This window comes from Acinetobacter sp. CIP 102129 (genome assembly GCF_000368305.1).
Taxonomy (GTDB): domain Bacteria; phylum Pseudomonadota; class Gammaproteobacteria; order Pseudomonadales; family Moraxellaceae; genus Acinetobacter; species Acinetobacter parvus.
Window position 1 is genome coordinate 1,221,445 of sequence record NZ_KB849341.1, and the last position, 15,999, is coordinate 1,237,443.

The 15,999-nt window shown below is 44.3% G+C and carries 15 protein-coding genes and 1 pseudogene; 6 read left to right on the plus strand and 10 right to left on the minus strand.

Annotated features, from left to right (window positions below):
• Positions 1 to 24: 24 nt before the first annotated feature.
• Positions 25 to 2,049, minus strand: a complete 2,025-nt coding sequence (locus F973_RS13845) for a choice-of-anchor I family protein (RefSeq protein ID WP_004762412.1) — start codon at positions 2,047 to 2,049, stop codon at positions 25 to 27.
• Between the two features lie 163 nt (positions 2,050 to 2,212).
• Between F973_RS13845 and mdtD the strand changes: the two genes are divergently transcribed.
• The 3 genes from mdtD to dinB are packed head-to-tail and all read left to right on the plus strand — an operon-like array spanning position 2,213 to position 5,447.
• On the plus strand, positions 2,213 to 3,601 hold the full coding sequence (gene mdtD / locus F973_RS13850; RefSeq protein WP_004762413.1) for a multidrug transporter subunit MdtD: 1,389 nt from the start codon (positions 2,213 to 2,215) through the stop codon (positions 3,599 to 3,601).
• Between the two features lie 27 nt (positions 3,602 to 3,628).
• On the plus strand, positions 3,629 to 4,390 hold the full coding sequence (locus F973_RS13855) for a glycoside hydrolase family 25 protein (protein ID WP_034432785.1): 762 nt from the start codon (positions 3,629 to 3,631) through the stop codon (positions 4,388 to 4,390).
• A gap of 1 nt (position 4,391) precedes the next feature.
• Positions 4,392 to 5,447: a DNA polymerase IV gene (gene dinB, locus F973_RS13860; RefSeq protein ID WP_171062371.1), complete on the plus strand. Its 1,056-nt coding sequence runs from the start codon at positions 4,392 to 4,394 to the stop codon at positions 5,445 to 5,447.
• Positions 5,448 to 5,946: 499 nt separating this feature from the next.
• Here the strand turns inward: dinB and tnpA are convergent, their stop codons facing one another.
• Complete coding sequence (tnpA, locus tag F973_RS13865) at positions 5,947 to 6,360, minus strand: IS200/IS605 family transposase (RefSeq protein ID WP_004761731.1); 414 nt, start codon at positions 6,358 to 6,360, stop codon at positions 5,947 to 5,949.
• A 20-nt stretch (positions 6,361 to 6,380) separates the two neighbouring features.
• Between tnpA and F973_RS13870 the strand changes: the two genes are divergently transcribed.
• Positions 6,381 to 7,439, plus strand: coding sequence for an RNA-guided endonuclease InsQ/TnpB family protein (locus F973_RS13870; protein ID WP_034432698.1), 1,059 nt, complete (start codon positions 6,381 to 6,383; stop codon positions 7,437 to 7,439).
• Between the two features lie 86 nt (positions 7,440 to 7,525).
• Entirely contained in the window at positions 7,526 to 7,882 is a 357-nt protein-coding gene (locus tag F973_RS13875; protein WP_004762420.1) for a RidA family protein, read from the plus strand.
• On the opposite strand, the gene F973_RS13880 is transcribed toward F973_RS13875, so the two are convergent.
• The 4 genes and pseudogenes from F973_RS13880 to F973_RS15145 form a co-directional block, all read right to left on the minus strand.
• A complete protein-coding gene (locus F973_RS13880; protein WP_004762421.1) occupies positions 7,879 to 8,415 on the minus strand; it encodes a DUF2726 domain-containing protein in 537 nt (178 codons plus the stop codon). The two genes, F973_RS13875 and F973_RS13880, sit on opposite strands and share 4 nt — an antisense overlap.
• Positions 8,416 to 8,737: 322 nt before the next feature.
• Positions 8,738 to 11,110, minus strand: coding sequence for a YgiQ family radical SAM protein (locus F973_RS13885; protein ID WP_004762423.1), 2,373 nt, complete (start codon positions 11,108 to 11,110; stop codon positions 8,738 to 8,740).
• Positions 11,111 to 11,392: 282 nt separating this feature from the next.
• Entirely contained in the window at positions 11,393 to 12,583 is a 1,191-nt protein-coding gene (locus F973_RS13890; RefSeq protein ID WP_004762425.1) for an MFS transporter, read from the minus strand.
• Positions 12,584 to 12,596: 13 nt separating this feature from the next.
• Positions 12,597 to 12,747 (minus strand): annotated as a pseudogene (locus F973_RS15145) (MerR family transcriptional regulator); the annotation flags it as partial.
• 317 nt (positions 12,748 to 13,064) lie between these two features.
• Between F973_RS15145 and F973_RS13900 the strand changes: the two are divergent.
• Complete coding sequence (locus F973_RS13900; RefSeq protein ID WP_004762427.1) at positions 13,065 to 13,631, plus strand: lytic transglycosylase domain-containing protein; 567 nt, start codon at positions 13,065 to 13,067, stop codon at positions 13,629 to 13,631.
• 57 nt (positions 13,632 to 13,688) lie between these two features.
• Here the strand turns inward: F973_RS13900 and cysK are convergent, their stop codons facing one another.
• The 4 genes from cysK to F973_RS13920 form a co-directional block, all read right to left on the minus strand.
• Entirely contained in the window at positions 13,689 to 14,690 is a 1,002-nt protein-coding gene (gene cysK / locus F973_RS13905) for a cysteine synthase A (protein ID WP_004762428.1), read from the minus strand.
• 173 nt (positions 14,691 to 14,863) lie between these two features.
• The gene (locus F973_RS13910) at positions 14,864 to 15,055 is read right to left on the minus strand and encodes a hypothetical protein (protein WP_004762429.1); all 192 of its coding nucleotides are present in this window, start codon (positions 15,053 to 15,055) and stop codon (positions 14,864 to 14,866) included.
• A gap of 82 nt (positions 15,056 to 15,137) precedes the next feature.
• Positions 15,138 to 15,632 carry an IS630 family transposase gene (locus tag F973_RS13915; RefSeq protein ID WP_004760103.1) on the minus strand — a complete coding sequence of 165 codons (495 nt, stop codon included), beginning with the start codon at positions 15,630 to 15,632 and terminating at the stop codon, positions 15,138 to 15,140.
• 47 nt (positions 15,633 to 15,679) lie between these two features.
• Positions 15,680 to 15,985 (minus strand): IS630 transposase-related protein, encoded by a 306-nt coding sequence (locus F973_RS13920; RefSeq protein WP_000122230.1) that lies wholly within the window; start codon positions 15,983 to 15,985, stop codon positions 15,680 to 15,682.
• Between the last annotated feature and the right edge of the window lie 14 nt (positions 15,986 to 15,999).

Below are 15,999 nucleotides of genomic sequence, written 5' to 3' on the forward strand. Positions count from 1 at the left end.
GGATCATCTGATCCGCTTTATTTTTTACTGTGTATTGACCTGATAGATCGCGGTTGAACCACTGACTTCATTACCAACGATCAACATTGGTTTGCCATTTGGTGAATCCTTGGCGGCAATAAAGATCAATCCCTCTGGGCCTAGATCGCCATGTGCAGACAAGTTCTTTGATGGATCTGCTTCATCCCAGATTTCACGAGTGTTTAAATAGTCCTGAAAAATCGGTTGTTTTGGCTGGCTCACATCAAAGACCATCACCCCACCCATACGCTCAAGACCCAAGAACAGGAATTGTTTATTGCCAATTTTACCAATGGTCAGACCTTCTGGTTCTGGGCCTTTGTTACTGCTACGCCCACCCAGTGTATTGCCTTTTTCATGGTTGCTGTTAAACCAGTTTTTACATGGAATATTACGCGCCTTACCCAACTTACACTGATCACTATTCAGGTACTGTTCAATAAAGTCGCCTGAATCATAGGCAATCTTAACCTGATTCTGCGTGTCCCAAATCGAGAATGAACGGCCACCCAATACATATAACGCGTCATACATCAAATAGTCAGTGAGTGGATTACCATTGACCCCGATTTTATCGCCTGCTTTGGAGTAGTACACAGGTTTACCATTTTCAGTTTGATAACCTTGTGTCCATGTCACTTTTAAACGACCTAACTGGTTATCATCACGGCAATCGCCTGCATTGCCCTTGGTTGCGCCACAATAGCCAAACACTGTTGGGTTCAAATGCGCACCTGCAGCGAGATCACGTAAATGTGCAGGTAAATCATCGGCACAACGGCGGTCAAAACCATCTTTATGCACGAGGTGTTTCACACGCCATTCTTCAACAAAGCCTTTGCTGTTGTCATTATCACAACGTTTTAATTTATTTTTCTCAAAATCTTTTGGTTTGGTCAGGCCAAAATATTCTACGGTCGTCTCACCCCATGCACGTGAATCACCTTCATTGGCAGAAATCAAATAGGTTTTATTATCCGCTGCGGTATATGCAGCAATACTATCTGGCTGATACATGCCTTTCAGGCCCGACCATGCCTTGATCAGAATATCCTGTACGGTTTTCTTGCCATCAAAATCGCTCACATCCAAGGCATTACTTGAATTTTTGCTGCTATCCAGCATGGATTTAAATGAGCTATCCGTTAAACCATGATCTTTCAGTCCGAATGCCTCAATTGAAGTCACGGTTGCTGTGGCAATATCAATCACCGCAATCGCATTATTTTCCTGTAGGCTTGCCCAGGCGGTTTTGCCATCACTGGAAACCGCAATATATTCAGGCTCTAAATCCTGGGCAACGCTGGCGTTCGGCCCATAAATACGCACACCCTTGGCAAGCAATGCTGCTGTTTGGCTATTAAATGCCTTAAAATCTGCCGTTTTCACGCTTGGTTTATGAATGTCACTGACATTAATCACACTGATTGAACCCTCTGGGTCAATTTGGTAATCGTCTGACGGCTCACCCTCATTGGCAACCAATACCGTTTGACCATCTGGGCTAAAGGTCAACATATCAGGCAATGCCCCCACAGGCACATAGCTTAAACGGCTTAAATCACTTGCCTGATAAAAAGCCACAAAACCTGTATCGGTTTTCTTGCCCGCTTCAATGGCAATCGCAATAATCCCCTGACGAATACTGACACTATTCACGGTTGCACCCGCAGCAATATCCGTTACAGTCAGCGATTTGAGCAACACAGGCTGAGCTGGATTGGATAAATCAAGGACATCTAATGCGCCTGCTTTGGCATTGACAATAAACGCACGTTTCGTTGCAGGATCATAGGCTGGAATTTCCGCAGCACTGACACCAAACGCACCCGCCTCATAACGCCCCAGCAAGCTGAGTTGAATACGCTCTGGCGTTGCTTCAACCTCTGGCTTAGGTTCAGGCTTCGGCTCAACCACTTCTGGTTTTGGCTGCACTTCTTCTTTCGTCAAGATGTCCTGATCATCTTCACAGCCAACCATCCCCATCGACAACAGTGCCGTCAATAAAACTGAAATCTTAAATTTCATCATCAACTCCCATACATTTCTTTTGTACGGCTAAGCTAATGCCTTGAGATTCAAGCTGGATGACAGTCTCATGTCAATTTCATGACAGCTCCTTGACAATTTAAGCCTTTATTTTCATCAGGGTTGCCTTAAACTAAGCTAAAACCTTTATTCATGATATTGCATGTCCACAACCACCCATCAAGCGGTACAGCCTGAATTTCGACTGCTGGTGTTACTGGTTTCCATTGGCTTCTTTATGCAGGCGCTGGACACCACCATTGTCAACACCGCAATTCCAGGCATGGCGGCCCAGCTCAATGAAAATCCCTTGCAGATGCATGGGGTGATCGTGGCCTACGTGCTGTCTGTGGCGGCCTGTATTCCATTGAGTGGCTGGCTGGCCGACCGCTTTGGGATTCGCAATGTCTACCTTGCCTCAATGATGATTTTTAGCCTTGCCTCACTGGGCTGTGGGTTATCGCAGAACCTGAATCAACTGCTGTTTTTTCGGGTAATACAAGGCGTTGGTGGCGCATTGCTGATGCCCGTGGGACGTTTGGCATTGCTGAAGATTATTCCACGCTCGCAGTTCCTTTCCGCCATGAGTTTAATGAGTCTGGCTGGGTTGATTGGCCCATTGATGGGTCCAACTTTAGGAGGATGGCTAGTTGAAGTGGCGACATGGCACTGGATTTTCCTGATCAACCTGCCGATGGGCGTACTTGGCATGATCATGACCCTGAAAGTCATGCCGAACCAGACCGAACCCACGGTAAAACCCTTTGATTTAAGTGGTTTCATTCTGTTGATGATCGCGATGGTCGGCCTGTCGTTGGGTATTGAAAATATTGCGGCACCCCAATATTCCCGCCTTGTCAGCATTAGCCTGCTGGTGATAGGAACTATTGCCACCATTGGCTATGCCTATCATGCGCATAGCCATCAAAACGCGTTGTTTCATGGCCGCCTGTTTCGCTACAAAATCTTTTCGATTGGGGTTTTAGGCAACTTCTTTGCACGTCTGGGCAGTAACGCCATTCCCTTTATTTTACCGCTGATGCTACAGGTGGCTTTTGGTTTTGAACCGTTCTTCACAGGTTTAATGATGATTCCACTGGTATTGGGCTCATTATTTTCTAAGCCAATTATCCGCCCTTTGATCCAGCGTGTTGGCTACCGCCGTTTTCTACTGACCAATACCGTTCTGGTTGGATTATGTATCGCCAGTTTCGCCCTAATGACAGCAGCAACCCCACTATGGCTTAAAGTGCTGCACCTGTTTATCTTTGGTACACTAAATTCGCTGCAATTTGTCGGGATGAACACCCTAACCCTGAAAGACCTGCCGCAACAGGATGCCAGCAGTGGCAACAGTTTCCTTTCCATGATCATGATGCTATCCATGAGTATTGGGGTGGCGTTGGCAGGAACCTTGATTAATGTGTTTGGTCAGCATTTCTCAACCGCTTCCCTCACCACTGCGTTCCATGCCACATTAATCACACTGGGTTGTATCAACCTGGTCACCGCACTGGTATTTTGGCAAATTCCAAAAGAAATGGCAGACTAAATGCGTGAAAAAAATATAGCTGACAACATGGCAAAGAAACCTGCGAAACATCCACTTTCCCGATATTATCCAACCTATGCCAGTGTTGGCTTGGCTGTCATGCTTGGTGTGGTGAGCTATTTCGGCCTGTTCCATCAGCAGAAAGCCTCTGCGCAGGACTACGCCATTCGTGGCTTTGATGTTTCGCACCATCAGGGTGAGATTAACTGGAAAAAGATCTCTCCAGTGCAGTACCAGTTTGTCTATCTAAAAGCCACCGAGGGTGGTGATTTTAAGGACCGAAACTTTCAGGAAAACTGGCTTAAGGCACGCGAACAGGGCCTGCATGTTGGTGCCTACCACTTCTATCGTTTATGTCGGGATGGCAAGGTGCAGGCGGAAAACTTTATCGCCACCGTACCCAACAAAGCGGATGCCCTGCCGCCTGTGATTGACCTTGAATATGACAGCAACTGTATCAACACCTTTACCAAGGAGAAGTTACTCAGGGAAATTCAGGTCATGCATGACCAGCTACAGCAGCATTATGGCAAGCAGCCCATTTTCTATATTTCCAAGAGTTTTTACCATATTGTGCTGATGGGTAGCTTCGTTAATACACCGCTTTGGGTACGTGATTATCAGGAACAGCCCAAGCTGAAAGATGGACGACAATGGTTGTTTTGGCAACATACCCAGAATGGCAAAATTGATGGTATTGATAAACCTGTCGATTTAAATGTTTATGCCGACTCTCCCAAACAGTGGCGCATCTTTTTAACACAACAAGGCATTCAGGATGGCAAATGAGCTGCGCAAGATCATCCATATCGACATGGATGCTTTCTATGCCTCAGTTGAGTTAAGGGAACGTCCCGAACTCAAGGACCTGCCTGTGGTGGTGGCCTTTCATCATACCCGTGGCGTGGTCGCCGCCGCATCCTACCCTGCCCGTGTCTTTGGCCTGCGTTCCGCCATGTCGATGGGACAGGCGCGAAAACTTTGCCCACAGGTGATTGTACTTGAACCCAACTTTGAGAAATACCGAGAGGTATCTGAACAAATTCACCAGATTTTTCAGCAATATACCCCACTGATTGAACCGCTGTCACTGGATGAGGCCTATCTGGATGTGACCGAGAACCTAAAAAACATCCCTAGCGCCACCGAGGTTGCAACACTGATCCGTGCCGATATTCTGGCAGCCACTGGGCTGACCGCTTCCGCAGGCGTTGCCCCGAATAAGTTTCTGGCAAAAATCGCATCCGACTGGAACAAGCCCAATGGCCTGTTTGTGATCAAGCCCTCACAGGTACTCAGCTTTATTCAGGATTTGCCCGTCAGTAAAATTCACGGCGTCGGCAAAGTGACCCAACAAAAGCTGCATCAACTCAATCTGCACACCCTGGGTCAACTGCAACAAATTGATGAAAATATATTGATTCACCATTTTGGCAAATATGGCAAACAGCTCTATCTATATGCCCAAGGCATTGACCAACGCCCCGTCAAGGCTGAACGGGAACGCCAGCAAATTTCCAAGGAGATCACCTTTGATGCTGACTACACCCTTGATCAATGCAGCCATACATGGCAGCCATTGACAGAACAGGTCTGGCGTAGCCTGAATAAGAAGCAGTTGACGGCCCGTGGTGTCAACGTCAAGTTGAAGTTAAAGAATTTTCAGGTTTTACAGCACAGTAAAAGCTTTAAACAGCCCCTGCAATCGCAGCAGGACCTGTGGCAGGTGGTGTTGCAATTGCTGAATGAAATGCATATTGAACCCAGTTTACAGTTTCGGCTGGTTGGCGTGGGCTTGTATCAATTACAGCACGCCCAGCAGGAACCCCAGCTTTGCTTGTGGTAGTGGCGTTTTTTTACTCAAAAGCATGGTTTTTGTTTAAATTTATGTTTGCTTTTTATGCGCTTTTCAGTACTCTAGGCAGCGCAATCACATTATCCATGTGATTTGCTGATGCTAAAGAAATCCTCACTTTTAGCATCTGCTCCTGTGGTTGGCGTGACGATCAAATCCGAATATTACAGGGCACTTCTGGTGTCCTTTCTCAATTTCCCCACCCATAAAATTTTCAGGATTGCACTTTTCTCCCTACTGTGTTCAACTAAACTGTATCCATACAATTATAATATCTTGAATGCGCGAGACTTCTGCCTGACTCAATTGAGAGGAGCAAAAATTCAGTTGCTGAATCTTGGCAATATGATCATTTGCCCGCAGCAACACTCCATTTTATTTTTCCAGCAACGCAGGCTGGTTCGCATGGAAAGCTTTGCTGGCTGATTTATCCATTGGAGCGTAAAACCTCGGGGTTTAGCCCGAGGATATAAGCGACTGGCGTAAGCCATTAATGCGGTGTTTGCTGTTGTTGAATATACTGCTTAATAATCCCAATAGGTGCACCTGCGCATGATGCAGCGAAGTAACTAGGCGACCACAAGGCATTACCCCATAATTTGCTTTTAATTTCAGGGTGTTTGGTTCGTAAAATTCGACTAGATGCACCTTTCAAGCTATTTACCAAACTAGAAATAGCGACTTTAGGTGGATAATTGACGAGCAAATGTACATGGTCATGTTCACCGTCAAACTCTACCAACTCAGCTTCAAAGTCCAAGCATACACGCTCAAATACTTCACGCATCGTTTCAAGCATTGCTTTAGTAAAAACATCACGCCGATATTTAGCCACAAAGACTAAATGAACGTGCATATTAAAAACACAGTGGCGACCTGTTCTAATCTCTTGACTATTACTCATAGACCAAATATATTTTAAGTATGAAAACACTTAAATTACGCATAAAAGACAAACATTGCAAGGTGCTAAACGAAATGGCATCTGAGGTGAATTTTGTCTGGAATTACGTGAATGATTTGTGTTTTAAACATCTACAACGAAAACAACAATTCTTTTCAGCATACGACATTGCCAAATACACAAAAGGCACATCGAAAGAATGCAACTTGCACAGTCAAACTATTCAGGCAGTGACAGAAGAATTAGTGACAAGACGCAAGCAATTCAAAAAAGCAAAACTGAAATGGCGAGTCAGCAATAAAAAATCAGCTAGGCGTTCATTGGGCTGGATACCGTTCAAGAAAGTAGCAATCAAATATGCTGATGGATATGTTCAATACGGCAAGCATCAATTCAAACTATGGGACAGCTACGGACTAAGCAAATACAATGTTAAAACAGGCTCGTTTGTAGAGGATAGTCGTGGGCGTTGGTATGTCTGTCTTGTAGTTGATTCAATTAAAACAGAGAAAACCAGCGCTAAAACCTCAATTGGCATAGACTTGGGTTTAAAGGATTTAGCCACTTGTTCAGATGGAGTAAAGCTCAAAGCCCCTAAAATCTATCGGCAATATGAACAAAAACTTGGCATAGCTCAACGTGCGAGAAATAAAAAGCGCGTCAAAGCGATTCACGCCAAGATTAAAAATATACGTCAAAACATGTTGCATCAATTCAGTCATAAACTGGTGAATGAACATGCAGCAATCTTCATTGGCAATGTGAATGCCAAAGCACTAGCACGGACTAAATTAGCTAAGTCTGTATTAGATGCAAGTTGGACAACACTAAGAACCATGCTTAAGTATAAATGCGAGAACGCAGGGGCATGGTATGAAGAAGTCAATGAGGCCTATACCACCCAAACTTGTTCGTGCTGTGGCTCACGCTGTAGTAGTCCGAAAGGTAGAGCAGGCTTAGGAGTAAGAGAATGGCAGTGTATGGAGTGCGGTACGCTCCATGATCGGGATGTAAATTCCGCACTGAATATTCTTGCGCTCGGACATGAGCGTCTAGCAGTAGGAATCCCCGTCCTTTAGGTCGGGGAGGATGTCAAACAAAATTACACTGTGGCGAGGGGCATGCAGTACAATCATCCTATGTTTTTTTTAATTAGGTTACCATTATGTCTGTGCAACGACTACGTGTCACCTCACGCTATTGCGAAGTTGCAATTTCAGGAAATCAGGTTCATCTGGCTGGACAACTGGCAGATGACACCAGCCTGGATATTGGCGCACAGACCCAGCAAACCTTAGACAACATTGACCGTTTACTGTCTGAGGCAGGCACAGACAAAACCCATATTCTATCTGTGTTTATTTTCCTGAAAGACATTGAAAAAGATTATGCGGCCATGAATGCGGTTTGGGATGCGTGGATTGCTGAGGGGCATCCCCCAGCGCGTACCTGTGTGGAATCCAAGCTCTATACGCCTGATGTTCTGGTGGAAATGACCGTCACGGCAGTGCGTCCAGACTAGGACGATTTCACCGCCAGAACGTTGTATTTTATCGCGCGCTCCGCCGCCTGTGGCATGGTCACTGGTGTAGCGGTTCTTGGTGTAGCAGGCGCGAACAGGTCAGGAATCAGGTCTTTCCGTAATTCCTGTTCAGTTGGAATCGCGCTGTAACGCAATACACGGTATCCAGCCAGTTCCAGCAGACTGTCCTGATAATGTTTTTGTTGCAGGCGATTAACATAGGACTCGTCTGCAATCTCAATGATGGCAAGCACCTGATGCTGTTGGTCCAGCACCACAAAATCGGCAACTAGCCCCTGATACTTACGGCGGGTATGGGCAAACTTTGTGGTGAGCAAGGCATCAAAAGACACATGCGCCAATACGGTATGCCGTGGCAAAACCGCCTTTAAACGCATCAGGGTAATCTGTTCAGAAATATTCAGGATACCACGTCGTTTCAGTGGGCTGTCCTGACGCCGATTTTGGTGCAAACTTCGAACTGCAAATACTGTAATAAACAGTAGTCCAACTATTGTTATGAAATAATACATTTCTAACCAATCCCTTTAGATTTTTTATAATCATTTTGGCTTTGATGCCAATTTTTTTAATCAATACTTTTTAATCAACAGCGAGCGATAGTAAAGTCATTTTCGCAGTACAAACTTAAATTTTTTAATCGTGTTTGAACAGCCGACCAAAGTCGTAAAAGTGTCCTTCACCTTTATTTATAATCATCCTGCGGGGAATATTCAACTCGATATTGTCAGTATATGTTTCTATAAATTGTAGTTTTACCAATCATTTGTGACTACCCTCTCATTTGTGTATCAAAGGGAAAGCATGAAAGACTCAGGCTTTCCCAAACTCAACTTAACGATGGGTCTTGGACTTGGGTTTTGGCTTTGCCGAGAAAGGACGTTTCTCACCTGTTTCACGCGGTGGCAAGCCCGTATGCTGGGTCAGAATCTGCCCTTTTTGTGGACGTTTCTGGCCTAATTGCGGCTGTCCTGTACGTTTTGCGGAATCTCCCGACACAGTGGAGTTCTTCTTGCGAGCAGACTTATATTCCCCCTCAGCGGTTCCCTGTGGCTGGTAGGTCGGAATCAGGTGCTGTTTGGAATTTCCAATCAAATCCGAACGTCCCATTTCCTTTAAGGCTTCACGCAATAGAGGCCAGTTGTTTGGATCATGGTACCGCAGGAATGCCTTATGCAAACGGCGACGTTTCTCACCCTTAACAATATCCACATTTTCAGTGTAACGCGCCACCTTTGACAGTGGGTTTTTACCTGAATAATACATGGTGGTGGCAGTAGCCATTGGTGATGGATAGAACGTCTGTACCTGATCGGCACGAAAACCGTTCTTCTTCAGCCAGACCGCCAGATTCATCATGTCATAGTCGGTTGTACCTGGATGTGCAGCAATAAAGTATGGGATTAAATACTGTTCCTTACCCGCTTCCTTACTAAAACGCTCAAACATTTGCTTAAAGCGGTCATAGGTACCAATTCCAGGTTTCATCATCTTGGAGAGTGGCCCCTGTTCGGTATGCTCAGGCGCAATCTTCAGGTAACCACCGACATGGTGCTGTACCAGTTCCTTGACATATTCAGGATTGAGTACCGCAAGGTCATAACGCAGGCCTGAACCAATCAGAATCTTCTTCACACCCTTGATTTCACGTGCCTTACGGTACAGCTGAACCAGTGGCGCATGATCAGTGTGCAGGTTCTGGCATACGCCTGGGTAGACACAGGATGGCTTACGACAGTTCTTCTCAATTTCAGGATCATTGCAGTGCAGACGGTACATATTGGCGGTTGGACCACCCAAGTCTGAAATAATGCCTGTAAAATTCGGTGCAGTATCACGGATCTTTTCAATTTCACGTAAAATCGAGTCTTCCGAACGGTTCTGGATAATCCGCCCCTCATGCTCCGTAATCGAACAGAATGTACAGCCACCAAAACAGCCACGCATGATGTTGACAGAGAACTTGATCATGTCAAATGCAGGGAAACGTGCATCCCCATAGGAAGGGTGTGGTAAACGTGCATACGGCAAGTCAAACACGTAATCCATTTCCTCTGTGGTCAGTGGAATCGGCGGTGGATTAATCCACACATCACGCTCACCGTGGCGCTGAACAAGGGCACGCGCATTGCCTGGATTGGTTTCAAGATGCAAAATACGGTTGGCATGGGCATACAGCACATGGTCATTCGCCACCTCTTCAAATGAGGGCAAACGAATCACCGCCAGTTCACGTGGTGGCAGTTTATGCTTAATTGCCTTGGATGGTGCAGCTCTCAGTTGCACAATCTGGGTATCAGGGTCTAACTGATCGCCCTCACGTACAATTGGATTTGCCACAATTTCTTTCTGGAAATTTTGATATTGGGCTAAGGAATTGCCTTTTTCTTTCTCAACCTCGCAACCATCAATGTCTTCTGTCATCACATACGGATTGATGATGGGATCGACACGTCCAATGGTATCGACATCGTTACTGGCAATTTCAACGAATTTTGCCTTGGAGGCTTTATTATGTTTATTAATGATAAATGCTGTACCACGAACATCGGTAATGTCATGCACCTTTTCACCTTTGGCCAAGCGGTGCATCACCTCGATAATGGCACGCTCACCATTACCATACATCAACAGGTCGGCCTTTGAATCCATCAAAATGGAACGACGAACCTTGTCTGACCAATAATCATAGTGTGCGATACGACGTAGACTGCCCTCAATCCCTCCCAGCAATACAGGCACATCTGGAAATGCCTCACGACAACGCTGGCAATACACGGTTGCTGCACGGTCTGGACGCTTATTTGCTTCATTGTTTGGAGAATAGGCATCATCCGAGCGGATTTTACGATCTGCCGTATAACGGTTGATCATTGAATCCATGTTCCCAGCCGTTACCCCCCACGCAATGGTGGGCTTACCCAGCACACGGAAACTCTCGACATTGGTCCAGTCTGGCTGCGCAATAATCCCGACACGGAAGCCCTGTGCCTCAAGCACACGCCCTATCACACCCGACACAAAGGAAGGATGGTCAATATAGGCATCGCCACAGACTAAAATAAAGTCACAAGCATCCCAGCCCAGCAGGTCCATTTCTTCTCGTGACATCGGCAAAAATGGTGCGGGTTCAAAACACGACGCCCAATATTTGTCGTAATCAAACAGCGCTTTGGGCGCGGTCTGCATGGTGTAGGCAGTAGACATGGCTTGCGAATCTCGGCTAGCAGATGGAGGAGAGACATCTAAAGATGAAAGCCGATCATTTTAACATGAATTTGATTCATTTTCCTTGTTTATAAAACATACAGAAACAAAGAGATAAGAATTAATCTGCCTAAAATTCACTCGCAATCTATAAATTTTCAAGTGAGTACTCAATGAGGCCTGTAATAACCATTCGTTACCAACTGAATCGTTCTTAATAATGGATATTGCTCAAGAATTGCATTTCTTGCCATCTCTACACATTTCATCATGTTATTTTTATTATAAAGCCTTTAGATGAATTGATAAAATCAGGCCAAAAGCCAATACTAACACCACACTGAGATTGATCCCAATCCAGCCAAAGTTTTCCCAGATCAGGCCACCACTACTTCCCAGCAAACTGGAACCGATGTAATAGCAGAATAAATACAGCGATGCAGCCACCGCCCGATACTGAATTGCCTGCACAGATACCCAACTGCTGGCGGTGGAATGTGCTGCAAAAAAGGCAAAGGCAAAAATAATCAGTCCCAACAGAATGGCCCAAAGCGCTGGAATCAGGGTAATCAACAATCCAGCCATCATCATCAATAACATGAGGGGTAAAACTTTGGCCCGACCATATTTAAAGCTCCACTGTGCTGCTTTTGATGAACTGTAAATTCCTGCCAAATAGGCAATCGAGATTAAACCAATCCAGCTTTGTGATAATTGAAATGGTGCTTCCAGCAGGTGATAACTAATATAATTAAACACCGTGACCAGACATCCCATCAGGATAAAACCCTCGGCAAACAGGATGCGTAATTTACGGTCTTTTAAGTTTTGTTCAAACGCTGCCTTAAAACGGGAAAATCGAAAAGGATAGGGTTGAAAATGCTGGGACTTGGGTAAGAGTAAATAGAACAGACAGGCAATGATAAGATTGATAAAACCAATAATATAAGTTGCTGATTGCCATGAGATAAAATCAACCAATACCCCTGCAATCAAGCGTCCGCCCATCCCTCCAATCGCTGTGCCTGAGATATACAGCCCCATCGCCAAACCAATATCTTTCTGTGCAATCTCCTCTCCAATATAAGTCATGGCAACTGCGGCAACACCACTCACCGCCAAGCCTATAAAAATACGAGTTGTTAAGAAAATTTCCCAGATTGGAAAAGACGCACTGACCAGCAATAAAACCGAAACAAGGAACAAGGCAAACACCATAATCGGTTTGCGCCCGAAACGATCAGAAATAAAGCCTGTAAACAGCAGGCCAATGGCCAGGGCAATGGTGGAAAAGGATAATGGAAAACTACTATGTGTCGGGCTGACCTGAAAGAACTTTGCAAAAATCGGCATCATCGGCTGCACACAGTACAGGGATGAGAAAGAGGCAAACCCTGCAAAGAACAATGACCATAAAATCGCGGTAAATGATTTTGAACCATATTCAATATGGGTTTTGACAATGTCCGACATAAATCAGCTTTTTCTACAGGTCTAATTTGATTTTAGTCTTTTTTAGACTCCCTGTAATGACCGCCTTTAAAAAACCTGAAACGTTGGGCATTGCATATGATTTTCTGCGGGACATACTGCTGCATGCCTCAACCCCCACTGATAAAATGTAACCATCTGGCCATGACCCTGTATTTTGTAGGTTAAAGCGTACACAGGTTGCGGTGATTGGCGAATAGCTGATAGCAGGTTTATCCCCTAATATACAAATCATAGAGAGACAGGAAGTCTCATTCAGAACAACAAGAAGCACAGGACGTGGTCGTTGACAGGAGTTGGCGGTAAGAAACCAAATATGAGAAAGCCTCGACAGGATGTCGGGGCTTTTTTATTGCCCTGGTGTTTAATTCGCATAGACATAGAACGATAAAATAATCGCTATTGACTCCCTCAATTTGGCTTAATACCATGACTCATCATTTTATTTTTCTGGTTGTTTGCTTTGCAAATCCTAACAACTCAACAATACATTCTTGAAAAACCCATCTTGCTGCTTTTAAGAATCGGGCTGGTTCTGAGCGCTATCACCCTGTCTGCATGCAGCAGTCTAAGCGGATCATTTGCCAATCGTTCCAATCAACTCTCATCAGGATTACAAACCGCTTATTCTGTTTCACCTAGTACCGCCAATCGCGTATCGCCAATCATCATTCAAAGCTCAGAGCGTTACGATGTTTCGCCACTTTTAATTGCGGCGATTATTCGACAGGAATCCAACTACAATAGCGCCGCACGCTCACCGACGGGCGCGGTGGGACTGACCCAAATCATTCCAAGTCATTGGCGTCAGGCCTGTCCTGGCAATCTTTATGATGAAAGTGTCAATATTAACTGTGGCACCCAGGTCCTTGCGACCTACTATAAATCTGCGGGAAGCTGGTCAAAAGCCGTTGCCTATTACAATGTTGGACCAACAGGTTATCAACGCAGTTTCTGGACACGACACAAAGGCAAGAAATATGCAAGATCGGTGAAGCGACATGAAAAGGCTTTAAAAAAAGCACTTTAAATTGGACAATAAAAAAACCATGCGCTAAAGGCATGGTTTTTTATATTCAACGACTGATTAAGCCTCGTCAAACAAGCCCTCAAATAACACTGAAGATAGATAACGCTCACCACTGTCAGGTAAAATCACCACAATGGTTTTCCCTGCATTTTCTGGACGTTCAGCAATCTGGGCCGCTGCCGCCAATGCCGCACCACTTGAAATACCCACTAAAATTCCTTCTTGCGTTGCACACTTTCTTGCCCAGTCAATCGCATCCGCACTGTTCACTGGCAGGACTTCATCAACCAGGTCCAAATCCAGGTTTTTAGGAATAAAGTTGGCACCAATCCCCTGAATTTTATGCGGTGCAGGTGTAATGCTCTCACCATTTTTAGTTTGGGTAATAATTGGTGATTCAGCTGGTTCAACTGCCACTGAATACAATGGCTTATTCTGCACTTGCTCAAAATAACGTGAAATCCCTGTAATGGTGCCGCCAGTTCCCACACCCGCCACTAAAATGTCAACATTACCCCCTGTGGCATTCCAGATTTCAGGACCTGTAGTATCTGTATGAATCTGTGGATTGGCTGGATTTTCAAATTGTTGTGGTAAGAAATATTGTTCAGGGTTTTCAGTGGCTAAGCGTACCGCCTCATCCACCGCACCTTTCATGCCTTTGGCTGGTTCAGTCAGTACAAGGTTCGCACCCAAGGCTTTCAGCACCTTACGACGTTCCAGACTCATACTTGCAGGCATAGTCAGGGTAATGGGATAACCTTTTGCCGCCGCCACAAATGCCAGAGCAATCCCTGTATTACCACTGGTCGGTTCAACAATATGCATACCAGTTTTAAGTACACCACGTTTTTCCGCATCTGCAATCATGGCTGCACCAATACGGCATTTTATTGAAAATGCAGGATTACGGCTTTCAACTTTTGCCAATACTGTAGCATCTGATTTAATCAAGCGATTGATACGAACTAAAGGTGTATTACCAATGGCTTCGGCATTATTTGCATATACCGCAATACCAAGGTTGGCAGGTGTTGGAAATTGTTGATCGGTTGTCATGAATGATCCTTTATATCTTATCGTCTTTAAAAAGATTATACGCAGTTTAACCTTATCATCAAAAATTGATATTTAACGATTTGTGATGCTGATTTATAACAAAACTTTCAAGTCTAGACTTCCCGACTCTTTTTGTATTATTGCCTGTTCTGGCTTTTAACCACATCTCTGCATTAAGCCAATTCCTCATGGACAATGCCCTGATCAGTATCACCCAGCAGAATTGCAACCCATTCAGAATGTACAACCAAATGCTCCAGCCAACGCTGGGCAGCGAGCAATTCCAGAGCATAGGTTGCAGAAACATTTTGATGGGCGGAATCCTCGATAATCTTTTGCCTTACAGACTCTTGTCTCTTTTTCATTTTATTCACTATCAAGCTCAATTCATCCACTAAAGATTTAGGTATTTTTACAAATGATTCCTGCAATAAATAAGGAATATAGTCAAACTACTTTATTATTCATACAGGATTCGAAAAAAACTCGAAATAACTCATCGACTGAGTCGATCAACCATTCTTTACGCTTACGTTTAACCCATGCCCACATCTGTTCTATAGGATTTAAATCAGGGCTGTATGCAGGAAGCCAAAGAATTTTATGCCCTTGTTGTTCCAATAACTCCTGAATATCTGCTCTTTTATGAAATGCTGCATTATCCATAACCACTACACTATTTTCAGGTAATGCTGGTATGAGGAATTGCTCAATCCAAAAATGAAAAACATCTGAATTGATTTTGCAATCAAATAAACCGACTGAAAATAAATCCCCTTTATGGATTGCTCCAATGGCATTGGTCTGATTCTTTAATTGCCAATTATATTGCCCTAAACAGGGTACTCCTTTTCGTGAATAGCCATGAGGTCTATAATCATGTGACTTAAAACCACTTTCATCCAGATAAATAATCGGGTGGTTTTTTTCTAATTCTTTCACTTGCTGAATAAATTTATCCCTAAGCCTTGTATCTGCTTTAGGATGGCTTAACGTCTTTTTTTAACTGTAATATTTAAGCGCTTTAATGCAGCACCAATAGATGAAACACCACAATTAAAACGTGCAGCACGTTCATATTGATAAGCATCAGGATACTTTTCAACATCTTCACGTAAAGCATCATCGTTAATTTTAGAAGGTTTACGTACACGAGTTTTTTTAATCTCTATACGTTTCTTCCATTCAACAATGGTATTTTTATTAATTTCAAATTGTGCAGCTACCGCTCGAATAGAATAACCTTCCTCAAGCTTAGCTAAAATTTTACGTCTAAAATGTTCTGAATAACTCATTGCACCATTGTATT

Coding starts and splice junctions, on each gene's coding strand:
- F973_RS13885 (WP_004762423.1), bottom strand. CDS start 11,110: ATGTCTACTGCCTACACCATGCAGACCGCGCCCAAAGCGCTGTTTGAT.
- mdtD (WP_004762413.1), top strand. CDS start 2,213: ATGTCCACAACCACCCATCAAGCGGTACAGCCTGAATTTCGACTGCTG.
- F973_RS13855 (WP_034432785.1), top strand. CDS start 3,629: ATGGCAAAGAAACCTGCGAAACATCCACTTTCCCGATATTATCCAACC.
- F973_RS13870 (WP_034432698.1), top strand. CDS start 6,381: ATGAAAACACTTAAATTACGCATAAAAGACAAACATTGCAAGGTGCTA.
- F973_RS13880 (WP_004762421.1), bottom strand. CDS start 8,415: ATGTATTATTTCATAACAATAGTTGGACTACTGTTTATTACAGTATTT.
- F973_RS13875 (WP_004762420.1), top strand. CDS start 7,526: ATGTCTGTGCAACGACTACGTGTCACCTCACGCTATTGCGAAGTTGCA.
- tnpA (WP_004761731.1), bottom strand. CDS start 6,360: ATGAGTAATAGTCAAGAGATTAGAACAGGTCGCCACTGTGTTTTTAAT.
- cysK (WP_004762428.1), bottom strand. CDS start 14,690: ATGACAACCGATCAACAATTTCCAACACCTGCCAACCTTGGTATTGCG.
- F973_RS13845 (WP_004762412.1), bottom strand. CDS start 2,049: ATGAAATTTAAGATTTCAGTTTTATTGACGGCACTGTTGTCGATGGGG.
- F973_RS13910 (WP_004762429.1), bottom strand. CDS start 15,055: ATGAAAAAGAGACAAGAGTCTGTAAGGCAAAAGATTATCGAGGATTCC.
- F973_RS13920 (WP_000122230.1), bottom strand. CDS start 15,985: ATGAGTTATTCAGAACATTTTAGACGTAAAATTTTAGCTAAGCTTGAG.
- F973_RS13890 (WP_004762425.1), bottom strand. CDS start 12,583: ATGTCGGACATTGTCAAAACCCATATTGAATATGGTTCAAAATCATTT.